The following is a 15,554-nucleotide window of genomic DNA, read 5'->3' on the forward strand; positions in this document are numbered from 1 at the left end:
TTACGCCGCGGTCCTTGGTCCTTGGTCCACGGGGGCGCGGGCCGGGGGAGACTCCAAGTGCTGCGAGTGGGCCGCGCTCCTCGTCGGGCAGTTGGTCCGCTCGCCACTTCTTCACCGCCCGGTAGAGCCACTGACCTACCTGTTCCCCGTCGTCGTTCACATAGTTCGCGGGAACGAGTGCATCGCCGTGTTGCTCGCGGTAGGCGGCAATCTCCGCGAGCATGCGACGCCGCTTGCTGTCGGTACGAGTCACGGCGGGTAGAGGGGCGTCGTCTTCGCTCCACAGGAATCCGATCGCATCGAGCTCGCGGATCCGCTGGGCAGGCAGTGTCCCGAGCATCCGAGCGACGCGCTGACGGTACTGCCAACGACCGAGCCTGAATCCACACTCCGTGACGTAGTCTTCGGGTATCGCGGTTCCGGGGTGTTGTTGCCGGAAGGCCGAGTACAGCTCCACTGCTGAGGTTGCGGACCGCTGAGTTCGCATCGAGATCAGTCCTTCTGTGAAAACCCGACATGTCAAGTAGTTAGTCTCTGCTTCGATTATGTCAATCGCTTTGAGCGCGTGTCATGCATGACCCGGCAATCTGGTCGAGGGATTCGGCGTAGCGAGCGGCATTCGGCTCGTCGGCAGTTGCAAGATCGCCACAAATCGTAGTGAAAGATGCCTGTAGACATGGACGGCTTCAGCACTTACCGGATGCGGGGTTGCGGTGGGGGCATAGCTGGTTTCGGCCGGCTACCGGCAGTTGATAGATGACCTGGGGTGAGCGTCGGCAGAGGTTCTTTCGTTGGGCTGCTCGGTGGATTTGAGCCCGAAGGGGTGCTGACGTGGCCGCGTGTCTCGGTTGGATGCGCGCAAATACCGCAGCGAAAACGTACTCGCTGCAATGCCGACCCGATCGCCTTGTCGGATTCGCAGGTACGCCTTACTTCGCAGTAGTGTTCGCCGGGAATCGACGATGAAGGAGTGGAACTGTGGCGCGCAAAATTGTTGTCGAACGCCTCGACGACATCGACGGGACACCGATCAAGAATGGCAAGGGTGAAACCATTGCGTTTTCCGTTAACGGTGTCGACTACGAAACTGATCTGAAGACCAAGAACGCCAAGGAGTTCCACAGCACTCTCAACTACTACATCGAGCATGCAACTCGCGTTGGTGGGCGGAAGCGTCGGTCGACTGCGGCAGTGGCTCCATCGAATGGGCGAAAGCGGGCAAAGGACATTCGGGAATGGGCAACGGCCCAGGGGTATGAAGTGTCCTCGCGGGGACGCATCCCTGCCCAGCTCGAGGATGCGTACAACGCAGCGCACTGATACTTGTGCGTGTACTCGGCCACAGCCTCCAGCCAGGGTATTCGGATTTGGCTGGAGGCTGCGGTCCGATCAGGAAGCTGTGGAAGCTTCGATGAGTGCTTGGCGCTGGTTCGCTCCGAGTCCGCCGATCCGGCGGGTCTCGGCGATCGACAGTTCCTCGAGGAGTTTCGCGGCTTTCACTGATCCGACACCGGGAAGTGCCTTCAGCAATGCCGATACCTTCGTCTTCTTCACGATTTCGTCTGTTTCGGCCTTGGCGAGTACCGCGGCCACGGTGAGCTTTCCAGCCTTCACGGCTGAGAGGAGTTCGCTACGCGCTTTGCGGGCTTCGGTTGCCTTCGCCAGCGCGTCGGCGCGTTGTTCTGCAGTTAATACAGGTAATGCCATGTGGTGCTCCTTGCTGCATCGCTCAGCCAGTTCGTCTGGCTGCTGTTCGCCATAGTGCCAGGTGGCCCGGACATGCGTGGGTAGTGATCGGCTTGAGTCCTACAGTTTTGGTGGTCGATTCGGGGGTCGGAGGGTATTGCCGGATCGGGGGAGTCAATGGCCCTGAAGCAATTTCGCTTCCGAGTGGGAGTGAGATGCGCAGGAAGTCATCACGCACTGTGGTCGGGATCAAGTTGGTTGAAAAGCGTTGCGCCGTTGACTGTGTACTTGTTCGCGCGGACGTGAACCGGGCGGGCGTCGAACAGCTTGGTGTCGACTGATTGGGGCTTCGTGGCCGAGACAGTGTAAAACGGCGGGCACCTCCTATCTGGGTGCTATCGAGACGCTGACGCCAGGTATCTCTGCTCGTTGGTCAGCTGGCGAGTCGACGCTGCACTCACTCACCTCCTGCCGGAAGAGCTCGGAGGGACACTTCGTGGGTACGTTGGCGCGGCCGTGTGGTTTTCGTTGAGGCGATTCGTGGTGGCCGCGGTCGAGCGGCTTCCTGTGCGATGCGGCGGTCGGATGCGCCCGACGTGGATACCCGACGGTGCCGGGGTGGTGTGTACATGGTGGGTACGGCATGATTCGCGATGTCAGGTGTCGGTGCGGGTGATCAGGTGGCGTCGGTGGAGGTGAGTGATGGACCCATTCGAGTTCGTTGTTCACATTCCGTGCCCGCATTGTCGTGTGGGCGTTGGGGAGCGCTGTGTCACGAAAGACGGCTATGAACGGAAGATCCCGTGTCTGTATCGTGTGAAGCTCGCGAAATGGCCTGACGCAGAGCAACGACCGGATGCTCCGCCGGATTCGTAGTCAGACCGATTCACTTAATGTCGGCGACTGTGTGCTTGATTTGTGGGGTGTGCCGGCCGCTGTCGGCGGCGAAGCGCGCGTTGGACTGTCCGGCTGGGTTGAGCACTTTTCATGCGGGCGTTGGGTGGATGCGTCTCTTCGCTGCATCGCGTCCCCGGCGCCGACCAACCCATCCGGTCATATCGCTGCTGAGTGGTGGCGGAGCGACTGTGCGATCTGGTGCGGAGTGCTGGATTCATCTGTGCCGGTCCGGCTCCCGGGGTGTGATTGCCGTTGCGGGGCACCATTGCGTGACCTTCAAAGAGCCGAGTTTGTTGCCGGTAGGAATCGTAAATGTGCAGGCACCTAGCCAGGCTCCGCGGGATGTACGCGCCCAGGCGTGCAGCACGCCGGGAACCTGGACGTCAAGATTGAGCCCGTCGGCGCGGACTCGCAACGGGAGGTCGTGAGCGAGGCGTCCGCCGCCGTGCGCGATCGCGGTAGCCAGGTCGACAGTGACCGGCCGGGGTGGTTCTACGGTGCGCCATGGCTTTGGGTCGTGCACTGCCTGCCAGCTCTCGAACATATGTTCCATTATCCGCCACCGTGGCGCTTCTCCACCAGCCGGGAGCCGATTTCTGTGTCCGAGGTCAGAAGCATGTTGAAGAAGCGGGCGGACAGGCGATGCCGGTGTGAGTCGATTGGGAAGGCTGGCGTGGCGGGTGGCGAACTGCGTTGTTCGGTTGGCGCAAGGTGGGCGGATATCTGGTTCGGCGATTGTGGTCGGGAGCTTGCTGGCCAATTGGTCTCAGTGGTGACGTTTCGGGTGACGTGGGCATTCCGTCGGACAGGCGACAAGGGCTGTCGGTGGAGCACGTCATACTTGTGTGCCACTTCAGTCCCACAGGTAACAGGAGAACTGCCACATGCGTCGTCGTCCCCGGTCCGCTCTGCTCGCCCTCGGTGCGGTCACCGCGCTCGGCTTGACCGGGTGCTCGGCCCTTGCTGATGCGAACCCGGGAACCGGCTCCCTCGGGGACGCGCCGGCCGTCCCGTCGGTGGGGTTTGATGCGGCACCGGCGTTGGCGAAGCTCGACACCCTGGCGGTCAAGGGCCGCGCCCCGAAGACCGGGTACACCCGTGAGCAGTTCGGCCCCTCGTGGTCCGACGACAACGGCGTCGAGGGCGGCCACAACGGGTGCGACACCCGCAACGACATCCTGCGCCGCGACCTGGTCGACCTGACCTACAAAACCAGCACCCGGGACTGCGTGGTGGCGACCGGCACCCTGCACGACCCCTACACCGGCACCACCATCGCCTTTGTCCGCGGCCAGGACACCTCCACCGCGGTGCAGATCGATCACGTCGTCGCCCTGTCCGATGCGTGGCAGAAGGGCGCCCAGCAGCTCAGCCCGGAGCAGCGCCGCGACCTGGCCAACGACCCACGGAACCTGCAGGCGGTCGACGGCCCCACCAATTCGAAGAAGTCCGACTCCGACACCGCATCCTGGTTGCCGCCGAACAAGAGCTACCGATGCACCTACGTCTCGCGCCAGATCGACGTCAAGGCCCTGTACCGGTTGTGGGTGACGCAGGCAGAGAAGGACGCGATGAGCCAGGTCCTGCACTCCTGCTGAGAACGAAGGTCATCGCGCCGAGGGGGATGCATTTACGGCAACTCCGCTATGGTCACCCATTCGGGTCGACGCGGCGCGGAGGCTTTTCCGCGCCGGATGTCGACGAAGCCGCCACTGGAGGGTGGATTCGCGTTACTCGACGGTGCTCACACAGCGGATTCACGTCCTGCGCAATTTGCAACTAGCCTCACACCGGGTTGACCGCCCCTGATCGACAATCCGCGGTGCATCGGCAGATCGAAGGGGCCGAAGGCGACTGGAACGGTGCGCCTCGCTTGGTCCAGGCGCATCTTGTGGCATCTGCCCACGAACAGTCATGGCCGAATCCTCCTCACAGAAGACGTTTCCCACCCCTCGCGGCTATGGGGTTGCTCAGTGGAGGAGTTCGATGCGGAGTGCGCTGTGGCTTTCCGGGCCGTGCAGGTCGATTGGACCAATGTTGGCCACGTGAATGCTCACCGAATGCACGGCGCGCCTTACCTCACGGTATCGCGCCGGGTGTTAGATCGAATCTACTGTTGTGAGCGAGGTGGTTGTCTTGTTTCGTGCTGTTCGGGCACGTCGATACACGCGGGAGGACGCTCCGGTACGAAGGGGGACGCGGGCCGGTGCCCGTCAGACCGGGCAACACCGGGTACTTAATCGGCCAGGAGACCAGGCACGGCACTGGAGACGTCCCGTCAACCAGAACTGCCGGGACGGAAGTGCCTCGACGAAATCTGACCTGGCACACCCCAATGCCAGCCGGATCGGCGGGCGTGTCGAAGGAAAGAGGTGATCGACACTGATGTCCATCGCTGGTACTGATGGTTCCTGGTGCAGTGTCGCTGCCGATTACTTCTTGAGGAGGCGCAGTGTCCGATAGCGGTGTGCCGTTGTTGATGGTGGATCGGTCCGAGGCACTCGACCGCGATGATGCGTTCGCGGTAGCCGAACTCGCCGACGGTTCGGGGTGGAAGCTGGAGGTGCACATCGCCGGCGTCGCGGACGTCGTGCCCCTAGGCTCCGCGGCTGATGCGACGGCTTTCCTGCGCCGTGAATCGAAGTACCTTTCCCGCCGGACGGTACCGATGCTTGGCCGCGACACCGAGCAAGCGGCAACGTTGACCGAGATTGCGGAGAGATCCACACTGCGCGTCCAGGCTGCTCTGTCCGCGGACGGGATTGTGTCCGGGGTGAGTGTCGATCGCGGGCGGGTGCCGGCCGGCCGGTGCGTCGCGGTCGATCACGCGCAGATCACCGAAATACTGGGTTCAGTCGACGACCCGCTACACAAGTGCGTGAAAGCTGCGAATGACGCCGCGCAGGTGCTGCTTCAGGGGCGTCGCCGGTCCGGTGCCTTCGCGCTCTACGACCTCACGCATGGCTGGCGTTCCACCGAGGAAGGGGGAATCGCACCGATTCCATCCGACGTGCGCACGGTCGGGTATGTGATCGTGCAGGAGATGATGATCGCAGCCAACGAGGCGATCGCCATGTGGTGTGTGCGGGAGGATCTCCCGGTCCTGTTTCGCAATCACCGCAGCGCGGTGACCGCGGGCAGCACCGAGGACCTTGCAGCGGAGGTGGCGGTGGCGATGACTGATCCGGTGCTGTTCGAGAAGCTGCGTTCGCGTCTGCAGTCGTCGTTTCGTGCTGCCACGTATGCCCCGACGGTGCACGGCCATCACGGGCTTCGGTTGGCGGCCTACACGCACGCGACGTCGCCGCTGCGCAGAGTGTCGGACCTGATCACTCAGCGGGTAATTTTCGCCCACCTCGATTCCGCGCCTGCCCCGTACACAACCGAACAACTCGGCAACCTCGCCGTCGACATCAACCGGCGCATCGCCGCGGACCGGGAAGAAAAGGCAGCACACTTCAAGGCACTCGATCGGAAGGTGACCGCGCAGGTCGTCGCCGCCGGTGAACTCGAGGGTCTCGATTCGAAGCGGTGGGCGAAGGTGCTGGCGGCCGCGACCGCACGCGACCCGATCGGTGAAGTGGTCACCGAGCTCCGCCGCCGAATCAAGGCCGACGAGGTAACTGTCACCACCATCGTGACGTTGCTCGACGCCTCGGAGGGTTGGACACCGATCCGATCCGAGGTCTTCGACTGGGCATCGCAGTCGCATCCGGAATTTGGGCCGAGTGTGGTGTCGATGTGGCTACAAGCCCATCCCGATCTGCCTAGACCCGAAATCGATAGCGATCACCGTGGGCCCTCCCACACCCCGGTATTCGCTGCCCGCCTCCGTGTAGGTGACGTCTGCGGACCGTGGGCAACGGCGGGAAGTAAGAAGCGAGCCGAGCAGGACGCGGCATGGGGCCTCACCCAGGCGGTCGCAGCCGGGAAGAGCCACCCGGAGACGGACTCCCCGCTGCGGGATGAGCCGCACGCAGTGCCCCCGAGCGCCACGCACGCAGGGATACGGGCGCGGCCAGCACCAGCGAGCAACGGAAACCCGACTTCGGATTGTGGGCAGGCGTCGAAACGGCGGGAACGAGCGCACAAGAACCCGATCGCGTGGGTACTCAGCCATGCCCAACACCACGGGCATCCCTCCCCACAGTGGTCAGTAAAGATGGAGGGCTCTGCCCACGCCCCGGTGTTCACATGCGAAGTCCAATACCGGGACCACGCGGCGATTGGCCGCGGAACAACAAAAACACACGCGAAAACCGCTGCGGCAGAGTATCTTATCGATTCGCTTCTCGACGAGGCGTCGCCTGCTCAATCACACCCGTAGATCGATCTTATCCGCGGATTCGTTCGAACATACGCAGTGCCGTCCGTAGCAAGGTCTCGTCCAGGGGCTCCGGGCAGCGATACAGCTGATTCCCGAGTTCGCCGGCGCCCGGTGCTGGATCGGTGGCCAGCCAAGGGATTGACGCGGCGAAGGCGCGGCACATTTGGAAGATGATCGAGGTCGGAACCCTGGAGAGTGAGGCCGCAATTCCTGGTATCGGCCGCGGCGCGCTGAGGAGACACCTTGCTTCGCAAGGTAAACAGGTGGCCAGATGAGCACTGTTCTTCTCGGCTGATGCGTCAAACCCGACCGAACGTCGGGATTGCGGTACACGCTGAATACCGCAATGCTGCGGGCATGACCAGTCCTGATGGGCACGACCTGGCAACCAGACGCCGCGATGCCCGGTGGGTGGTGAGACACCTAAAATTCCTGGCCGACAACTACGTTGACCAGGCGCTCGTCATGGAAGCTCTTTTTCGAGGACTTTCCCAATCAGAGGTGGCGAAACTGCTTGGCATGAGTAAGAAGACGGTCAACACTCACGCCCGTATGCCGTTCATGCGAAATGCGGCCTTGAAAGATTCCCGCGTCGATGACCTCATGCGCAACGATCGGGAGTTCTTTGCCTACGTGTGGGGCTCGGACAAAGCGGCGAATTCCGCTGTAGCGCGGTGCAAGCAGTATGACCGCGAGCGCCTACTGGTGGAATCGAATAGGGGAGTGTGAGCGGTTGACGGTGCTGGAAACTCGCCTCCGCCAAAAAGGGTCGAAGGGCACGCGACGCGATGACCCCCTGGACTTCGGCGAGGGTGTCAGTATTGCGGGTGATCTAGGGAAGATCCGATTGCGAGCAATCAAGGGCTCCGTCAGTCGGTGCCGAACGTAGCCGATCTGTTCAAGTTCGGTCGCGGTAACCCATTTGATAACCACCAAGCGTCCCACGTGCCCTCGGCACGCGATGGTGGCTGCCGCTTTGGTTTCGACATACTGTCGGTTGATGGTTCCTGGCGGCAATTGAAACAACTTTAAGTTGTTAAGGTTTTAGGTGTAGCCAGCCCATCGCGGTGGGAGCGGAAGTGGGCCGCAGGATTACTCGTCGGATGACGAGGCCTGCGGCTCGCGCCGTTTCCAGGTTTGGATCGGTTGGAGACCGAAGGCTCCGGCCAAGTTGCCTGGGTGCCGGAGGTGGTTTCCCACTGGAGATTGAAGGACGGCTTCTCACCCGGTGTCGGCGACCAGACTGTCGGGGAGGCTGGCCGGTCGACATCATGAGCGGACCCGCAGCGCCCGCGACCGCTGCATGGTGCCGGCGATCCGCGCCGCCACCTCCTCGGGCACCACGGGCCCGCGGGTGCTGTTACCGGCCCGCGCGGGGCCTCGTTCACCGGTTCGATCGTCACCGACGCAGGGGGTACCGGGGCGCTACGACACGCTGCAGAGCAAAAACGTGCTGACGTGCGGTTTCGGGCCCGACGGTGCGATAATTGAAATTATCGTGACCAAGTGCGCACAAACCATGAGTGACACGGGGCGGTGCCATGGAGACCCGCGAGTCGTCGATGTTGTAGGTTGTCGCGATCGGTGTCAGTTTCTCAATTTCGTGTCAGTTGCCTGTCAGCGAAGTGCTGGTTTTCTCAATTTCGTGTCAGCAGGGCAGCCGACCCTTCATCATCTCCCCAGCTCAGGGCACCTCTCAAGGACTCTCTCTGTCCAGAAGGTTCCCCAGGGTCATGACAAGATAGTGAGAATCCCGCACTGACACGGGGCTGAGAAATCACAGCTCAACTCCGCCCACTACTGACAAGTCGGGCGCGCACCTACAGTTGTTGTAGCTCCGCAAATCGGTGTTCTCTAGAATCCGTATATCTCACGAGACATCCAGATTCTGGCACCGAGGCTGGTCAGCGAGGGATCTGCCGGGTGGTCGGACCGGTGCTCGACAGGCCAATGAGACGTCGCCTTCCGGCTGGATGGACTTGCCATCAGGCGTGGCCGCGGTGAGCGCCGGGGGCGACGAGTTGACCGCGGTGGTCGAGGCCTCGGCCCCGCAGTGTGCCGCCCTGGTGGCAGGGCCGCGATCGCAGCGGCGTCGAGTCGATGGGACAGGTGGCATTCGCGAGTCTTGGCGGCGAGGAGGTTGGTCAGTTCGTCGCTTCCGTCGCAGGCCGCGACGCGGGTGTCCCATCGGGCCTCTTCTGTTGGTGGCGCAGCTGAAGTGGCCGACGAGACAGATTACAACCATGAAGAGAAGCAGTGTCACTTTCCAAATTTCATGTCACTTGGGACAACACTGGTGCGTGCCCAGGACCAGCGAGGTCGAGGTCAGGTATGTGCAGGACGACGGCGGTCCTGTCGCGACAACGGTCGCTGCCGTGGATCCGCATCAAGTCGTTCATGGTTTGCCGGTTCGACGAGTCCGAAGTCATCATCGGCGCCGGCACTATGCGGGGATGTTCTGGTCGGCCACCAATCGTGGCCATGTTCTGTACGAGAGTCGGTGGAGCTGGATCGGCTGTGGTTGGCCGACTTCGCTCCGGGGGTCATCCGGATGGCGGCGCAGCCGATGTGGCTGTGCGGCTTGGATGGAGGCGGACAAGTGGATTCGCCGCATCGTCGAGAAGCGCGACGCATTCGGCCGGAACCCGGACGTGCTGACCCGCACAACCTGTCGACGCGTACGTCCGCCAGCCGGGTCGGGCGTCGTCCCATTGCGCTTCTCGGCGAGGAGGTCGAATGGTCAGCTGGTGTGGGGGATGTGGTCCCAGCCCTCGACGGACTCGGGGGTGCGGGGTGCGGGGCCGGTGTAGATGGCGGCGGGGCGGACGAGCTTGCCCAGACGTTTCTGTTCGAGGATGTGGGCGCACCAGCCGGCGGTGCGGCCGCAGGTGAACATCGCGGGCATCATGTGCGCGGGAACCTCGGCGAAGTCGAGGATGACCGCGGCCCAGAACTCGACGTTGGTTTCGATGGCCCGGTCGGGGCGGCGCTCGCGCAGTTCGGCGAGGGCGGCCTGCTCGAGGGCGGCGGCCGCTTCGTAGCGGGGGGCGTTCAGCCGTTTCGCGGTGGCGCGCAGCACGCGGGCGCGGGGGTCTTCGGCGCGGTAGACGCGGTGACCGAAGCCCATCAGCTTGTCCTTGCGGTCGAGGATGCCCTTGACCAGGGCGCGGGCGTCACCGGACTTCTCGGTGTCCTCGATCATCGGCAGGACGCGGGCGGGGGCGCCGCCGTGCAGCGGGCCGGACATCGCGCCGATCGCCCCGGAGAGGGAGGCGGCGACGTCGGCGCCGGTGGAGGCGATGACGCGGGCGGTGAAGGTGGAGGCGTTCATGCCGTGTTCGGCGGCGGAGACCCAGTAGGCGTCGATCGCTTCGACGTGGGCGGGGTCGGGTTCGCCCTTCCAGCGGACCATGAATCGTTCGGTGACGGTCTTGGCCTCGTCGATCCGTTTCTGCGGGACGGCGGGCTGGTAGATCCCCCGGGCGGACTGGGCGACGTAGGACAGGGCCATCACGGAGGCGCGGGCGAGTTGCTCGCGGGCGGTGTCGTCGTCGATGTCGAGGAGGGGCTGGTATCCCCAGATCGGGGCGAGCATCGCGAGGCCGGCCTGGACGTCGACGCGGACGTCGCCGGTGTGCACGGGCAGGGGGAAGGGTTCGGCCGGGGGCAGGCCGGGGCCGAAGCGGCCGTCGACGAGCAGCGCCCAGACGTTGCCGAAGGTGACGTGCTTGGACACGAGGTCTTCGATGTCGACGCCGCGGTAGCGCAGGGCGCCGCCGTCCTTGTCGGGTTCAGCGATGTCGCTGGTGAAGGCGACCACGCCCTCCAGACCGCTGACGAAATCCTCCGGAACGCCCGTGTGGTTGGTGATCTCTGCAGTAGTCATCGCGTGTTCCTCGAATGTTTTGGTGTCGGGGGCTATTCAGCTGGACTGCGGTGTTCTTGGCCATCACCGGCGAGAAGTCGACCTTGGAGTGCAGGCAGGGCGGAGATGCCCAGCGCATGCCGTAGGCGGAATCACCATGCACCATTGATGTGGCCTGCTGTGCCTGCCTTCCGGTCGGTGACGCCGTGAGGCGACGATCCAGTTCTCGGACGGTTCGCTCTTAGGTGACTGTCGATGACCCTCGACGCTCTAATCGCAGTCCTGCCGGCAACCACCCTTCCCAGGCGTCAGAAGGGGAGGTCGATACGCTTGATGACACCGTCGGCGGTCACGCTCGTGGGAACGAGGTGGTGTCATCACCCCGGAAAGCGACAAAGAGATGTTCGAGTAGAACTTGATCGATCAGTGCACCGAACTGTTACAGCAAGATTGAGCTCGGCTGGCCTGCAACTGGGGCCGTGAATCAGAGTGCGTAGCCGCCGTCGGTGTTGATCGTCTGTCCGGTGACGTAGCGAGCGGCGCTGCCCGATGCTAGATACAGGACCGCCTCAGCGACGTCCTCGGCTCGACCGGCGTACGGAAGGGCGCGATTGCGTTGCAGGATCTCCAGCGCCGCCGCGTTGTAGTGTCCGGACTCCCTGAGCCGCCAATGCATCCCGGCCTCGACGCCGCCGATGCCCACTCCGTTGGCACGCACGCCGTATCGGCCTTCCTCGCGAGCGACCCCACGAATGATGGCCTCGACGGCCGCCTTCGGCGCCACCGAGAGGATGTCCTTGGCCGGGTACCGCCGGAGCCCTGCCGTATGCAGGGCGACGATCGAACCTTGCGAAGCACGCAGATGCGGAATCGCCGCGTGGACTAGATTGAAGAAGCCCGCGGCATCCTGCAACAAGTAGTCACGGAACTGGTGCGGCGGAGTCCGGCTGATGTGCATCATCGGCAGGTCTGGACCCGACGCATATACGAGTGTGTGCAGGCCACCGAACTCATTGGCGACCTGATCTACACACTTCTTCGTCTCCGCCTCGTCCTCGGTGTTCAACGCCTCCACTGCCGTCCGGCGCTTCAGGGAACGGATCTGCGCTGCGACCTCTTCGGCCGTCGCCTCATTACGCCGATAGGTCAGCACGACATCGCTGCCTGCCTCGGCCAGACGCCGGCAGATCACTCGGCCGATACCCCCGCTACCCCCAATGACCAAGGCTGTGCCAGTGGAGAAGTCGGGTGAGGGGCTGCTGGACATGATGCTCCTTAAGTCAGTGGTCGAGAACGAGAGCCTGGGCTTAATTGCGAGCCAAGGAAAAGTTGAATCATTCGCGATATCGTATACCGGTCTTGATAGTCGAACAAGGGCAGTGTGGGGAGGTCTGCGCCGGTTGTGTGAGGTTCGGGAATCGACACGCACTCTTCGGTTTCGCCGACTAGGAGTCGGCGCTCGCGGGTTACGAGAAATCTGGCACGTGTGGTAGGGCGGGGCTCCCGAAAGATCTCGGTGTGCGTCGATCCGCAATTTTCCGCCCAAACCTAGGATCTCGGCCACTTGTCGCACCATGGACCCTCCTCCACAGGGTGAACTCGTAGGCGTAAACGAACCCTTGACGTGCCGACCGTCACACCGCTACCGTACGCAATGTCGAATGTGCAAACGAATATGAGAACGGGGTCGGTATGACTGCACCCGACAGTATTGGCGTACGGCGAGGAGGGTCCACCTGATAGCGGGCCCTGATCGGGACCAGATGCGTGTCGTACGCTCACCTCGGCGTTCGTCGGCTCGCGGGTAGAGCGGTACGACTTCCATCTATTAGCTACGCCTCGTAGCCGTCCTTAGCGTGCTGCATCTTCCCCAGCTCAGGGCGACGGCGAGCATCCTTCGACCAGGTCCGAAGGGACGGCGGGGACTGTCGGGCAGCATGCCTCATGGCATTTTTGGGTGAACTTTTCTCGACCGGCACACGGTATACGGACGCCTCGCGGGGCTACCGGGTAGCCGGGCCAGTCGGGAGGAAGGCTGACCAATGTTCTACGTACCCCGCCCCACGGTGTATCGCTCGTCGGACCAACCGATCGCCGTCAGTCGGCAACTCGTCGCGAACTCGTAATGACCAGCAACCCAGCGAAACCAGTTCGATCCGAGACAAACGACAGTAGATTTTCACATAGGAGCAGATGTGACCCCAACGACAACCGACTCGGTCACACCGTCGTCTACAAGTGAGCAGCAGCGAAAGGCGAAGAGAGCAACCGCAGTAGCGGCTTTCGGAACGCTCATCGAATATTACGACTTCAGTGTGTACGGCTACGTGGCGGCCACGCTGGCGGTGGTCTTCTTCCCGAGTGACGACCCGATGATCGGACTGCTGAACACGCTGCTGGTGTTCGGCTCCGCGTTTGCTGTTCGCCCACTTGGTGCACTCTGCTTCGGGTGGTTAGGTGATCGGGTGGGTCGCCGCGCGAGCCTGATGGCGAGCATCGGTCTGATGAGCGTGGCCGCCGCCCTGACCGGGATGCTTCCAGGGTATGCGCAGATAGGTGTGGCGGCGCCCATCCTTCTCGTGGTGTTCCGCATGCTGCAGGGCTTTTCCTCCGGGGGGGAAATCGGCGGGGCGGTCAGCTATATCCGCGAATGGGCGGAACCGCACCGGCGACCCTTGTATATCTCGTTGGTCCCTAGCCTCGGCGTGCTCGGAAAGGGTGCGGCGGCCGGGATAGCTGCGTTGTCCGCTTCTTTCCTCCCGTCAGAGGCGATGGAGGCGTGGGGATGGCGGATTCCTTTCCTGCTCGCAGTTCCGCTCGGGATTCTCTGCCTATATCTGCGGCTGTCCATCGAGGACAGCCCTGAGTACACCGCATCGAAGGCTGACAACACGGCCACAACACGGCCCCTTAAATTGCTGCTGGCGCACCACCGGGCACCGTTGGCCAAGGTTGTGGCGATCGCCGTCGTTCAGAACACCGGCGTCTACCTCGGTACCGTTTTCGTGGCGGTCTATTTCAGCAATATCCTCGGATTCTCCAAGGGGCAGGCCGCGACCATCGTGCTGCTCGCCGTCGTGGCGGCGGCGATGTTCATCCCAGTCGCCGGACTGCTTGGATGTCGCGTCGGAGCGAAAAAACTTCTGACTATCTCCTACATCGTGTACGCGGCCGTCACCATTCCCTCGTTCCTGCTCATGGGGCAGCATTCAGTGACCCTCGCAGTTATCGGTCTCGTCATCGGCATGGTTCCTTACGCACTGTGCTCAGCAGGCACGCTAACGCTATTGCCGGAAATGTTTCCGGTGCAGGTTCGCCACACCGGTGTCGCCTTTGGTCACAGCGTCGGTGCGGTGCTGGGGGGTGGCCTCAGTCCGTTCGTTGCCACCTGGCTGATCGACGTCACCGGAAACAACCTCGCGCCCGCCTACATCCTCACTGGAAGTGGGATCCTCGGTATTGCAATCGTTCTGGGCGCCGTGCGGAACGCAACCACCGGCGCCCACCTCTACCGCTGACCGTTCGACGATTGGGGCGGGCGGGCACTCAGCAAGCGCAACGCTTGGAAAAACAAGACAAAACAAGAGCGCGCACAGTTTTCTGGATGTTTCGGACGGAAGCCGGATCAATGGGCGACGACCCAGAAAGGGCTGTTCGCCATACTGAGTATCCATTCCGTATTACGAATACGATCAGCGTGGTGATGATGCTGATCGTCTTGGTCCCACAACTAGGAGGCATCGTGAGCAATGACAAGCAAGCCATCCACGAGGTAGTTCTCGGGTATTGCCGCGGCGTCGATCGCCTCGACCTCGACCTAGTCCGATCGACCTACCATTCGGATGCTCTCGATCACCACAGTTCCTTTACCGGCAGGATCAATGAATTCCTTGTCTGGGTGGAGACTGAGCTGGCCAAGTACCGCAGCACGATGCACTTCGTCGGCAACCACCTAGCGCAGGTCGATGGAGATCGTGCCGTTTCGGAGACTTACGCCATGGTCGTCCACGTCGGCCAGTCTCCCCAGGATGAGGCCAACTACACCTCTGGCGTGCGTTACATCGACTACATGGAACGGCGCGACGGCCGCTGGGCGATCTCGGAGCGTTGGGCCATCCGTGACTGGATCCGGTCAGAGGTCAACAATCTTTCCCTCCCACCCAGGCACGTCGCACAGGGTGCTCAGGGACAGGGTGACCGGATTTTTGAGGCGCTTAAACTTCTCGAGGGCGGCGATTCGAGTTCGGCTCTTCCCCTGAATGCAGGGCTGGCGGGCCAGGGCGCGTAGCCCCTCGGTTGTTGCTGGCCCGTTCAAGCCGCGAGTGTCAAGCGCCTGGGTGAGTGTCGGGGTTTAGGTGATGTGTTCGTCGTAGTAGGTGCGGGCGCACGGCGTTGTAGTGTTACAACGTCACGCGATTCCACTCGCTGCTTCTTCGTTTGCGTGAGTGAATGCCGGTATCAGATGGCATTGCATGTCTTCACGGACACGGACACTTCGTCAGCGAACTCAATGTCTCTTCCGAGGTCCTCGCGACCAGTCTCGCCGCCGCGCGCTTTGCGGAGTCAGTGTCGTGAGGGGTGTGATCACTTCGTCGTTTATCCGCACGCTGCTCTTGCCCTCGCTTGGTGATCACCACTGTCCCATGTGGCCGCCGAGCCTGCGAAAACTCCGGAACGGAGGACACCGGACCACTTACCTCCGAGGTGAACCCAGTTCGATCGTCGAGGACTACGCCGATCCACCGACCCGAGAATGGGGTGCCGGCAAATCGGCGGGTG

General features: G+C 62.7%; 10 protein-coding genes and 1 pseudogene. 7 read left to right on the forward strand and 4 right to left on the reverse strand.

Annotation, left to right across the window (positions count from 1 at the left end; all coding sequences use genetic code 11):
* Positions 1–16: 16 nt before the first annotated feature.
* Positions 17–487, reverse strand: a pseudogene (locus tag GFS60_RS33510) (helicase associated domain-containing protein); the annotation flags it as partial.
* A gap of 491 nt (positions 488–978) precedes the next feature.
* Between GFS60_RS33510 and GFS60_RS33515 the strand changes: the two are divergent.
* Positions 979–1,320, forward strand: a complete 342-nt coding sequence (locus GFS60_RS33515) for a histone-like nucleoid-structuring protein Lsr2 (protein ID WP_159928711.1) — start codon at positions 979–981, stop codon at positions 1,318–1,320.
* A 69-nt stretch (positions 1,321–1,389) separates the two neighbouring features.
* Here the strand turns inward: GFS60_RS33515 and mihF are convergent, their stop codons facing one another.
* The gene (gene mihF, locus GFS60_RS33520) at positions 1,390–1,707 is read right to left on the reverse strand and encodes an integration host factor, actinobacterial type (protein ID WP_159928713.1); all 318 of its coding nucleotides are present in this window, start codon (positions 1,705–1,707) and stop codon (positions 1,390–1,392) included.
* A 681-nt stretch (positions 1,708–2,388) separates the two neighbouring features.
* Here mihF and GFS60_RS40510 point away from each other — a divergent pair.
* The 4 genes from GFS60_RS40510 to GFS60_RS33535 all read left to right on the forward strand — a co-directional run bounded on the left by GFS60_RS40510 (position 2,389) and on the right by GFS60_RS33535 (position 7,639).
* The gene (locus tag GFS60_RS40510; RefSeq protein WP_442972217.1) at positions 2,389–2,562 is read left to right on the forward strand and encodes a zinc finger domain-containing protein; all 174 of its coding nucleotides are present in this window, start codon (positions 2,389–2,391) and stop codon (positions 2,560–2,562) included.
* Between the two features lie 905 nt (positions 2,563–3,467).
* Positions 3,468–4,181 carry an HNH endonuclease family protein gene (locus tag GFS60_RS33525; protein ID WP_159928715.1) on the forward strand — a complete coding sequence of 238 codons (714 nt, stop codon included), beginning with the start codon at positions 3,468–3,470 and terminating at the stop codon, positions 4,179–4,181.
* Positions 4,182–5,062: 881 nt separating this feature from the next.
* Complete coding sequence (locus tag GFS60_RS33530) at positions 5,063–6,910, forward strand: RNB domain-containing ribonuclease (protein ID WP_201453705.1); 1,848 nt, start codon at positions 5,063–5,065, stop codon at positions 6,908–6,910.
* A 357-nt stretch (positions 6,911–7,267) separates the two neighbouring features.
* On the forward strand, positions 7,268–7,639 hold the full coding sequence (locus GFS60_RS33535) for a hypothetical protein (RefSeq protein ID WP_159928717.1): 372 nt from the start codon (positions 7,268–7,270) through the stop codon (positions 7,637–7,639).
* A gap of 2,011 nt (positions 7,640–9,650) precedes the next feature.
* On the opposite strand, the gene GFS60_RS33545 is transcribed toward GFS60_RS33535, so the two are convergent.
* Both GFS60_RS33545 and GFS60_RS33550 read right to left on the reverse strand, forming a co-directional pair.
* Complete coding sequence (locus GFS60_RS33545) at positions 9,651–10,796, reverse strand: citrate synthase 2 (RefSeq protein WP_159928719.1); 1,146 nt, start codon at positions 10,794–10,796, stop codon at positions 9,651–9,653.
* A 463-nt stretch (positions 10,797–11,259) separates the two neighbouring features.
* Positions 11,260–12,042 carry an SDR family NAD(P)-dependent oxidoreductase gene (locus GFS60_RS33550; protein WP_159928721.1) on the reverse strand — a complete coding sequence of 261 codons (783 nt, stop codon included), beginning with the start codon at positions 12,040–12,042 and terminating at the stop codon, positions 11,260–11,262.
* 928 nt (positions 12,043–12,970) lie between these two features.
* Between GFS60_RS33550 and GFS60_RS33555 the strand changes: the two genes are divergently transcribed.
* Positions 12,971–14,293, forward strand: coding sequence for an MFS transporter (locus GFS60_RS33555; protein ID WP_159928723.1), 1,323 nt, complete (start codon positions 12,971–12,973; stop codon positions 14,291–14,293).
* 224 nt (positions 14,294–14,517) lie between these two features.
* Entirely contained in the window at positions 14,518–15,063 is a 546-nt protein-coding gene (locus GFS60_RS33560; RefSeq protein WP_236603634.1) for a nuclear transport factor 2 family protein, read from the forward strand.
* Positions 15,064–15,554: the final 491 nt, after the last annotated feature.

Source organism: Rhodococcus sp. WAY2 (genome assembly GCF_009859915.1).
Lineage (GTDB): Bacteria > Actinomycetota > Actinomycetes > Mycobacteriales > Mycobacteriaceae > Rhodococcus_F > Rhodococcus_F oxybenzonivorans.

Bases quoted from the DNA above. Each gene is read 5' to 3' on its own strand.
- mihF (WP_159928713.1), bottom strand. From the start codon at position 1,707: ATGGCATTACCTGTATTAACTGCAGAACAACGCGCCGACGCGCTGGCG.
- GFS60_RS40510 (WP_442972217.1), top strand. From the start codon at position 2,389: ATGGACCCATTCGAGTTCGTTGTTCACATTCCGTGCCCGCATTGTCGT.
- GFS60_RS33525 (WP_159928715.1), top strand. From the start codon at position 3,468: ATGCGTCGTCGTCCCCGGTCCGCTCTGCTCGCCCTCGGTGCGGTCACC.
- GFS60_RS33530 (WP_201453705.1), top strand. From the start codon at position 5,063: ATGGTGGATCGGTCCGAGGCACTCGACCGCGATGATGCGTTCGCGGTA.
- GFS60_RS33535 (WP_159928717.1), top strand. From the start codon at position 7,268: ATGACCAGTCCTGATGGGCACGACCTGGCAACCAGACGCCGCGATGCC.
- GFS60_RS33545 (WP_159928719.1), bottom strand. From the start codon at position 10,796: ATGACTACTGCAGAGATCACCAACCACACGGGCGTTCCGGAGGATTTC.
- GFS60_RS33550 (WP_159928721.1), bottom strand. From the start codon at position 12,042: ATGTCCAGCAGCCCCTCACCCGACTTCTCCACTGGCACAGCCTTGGTC.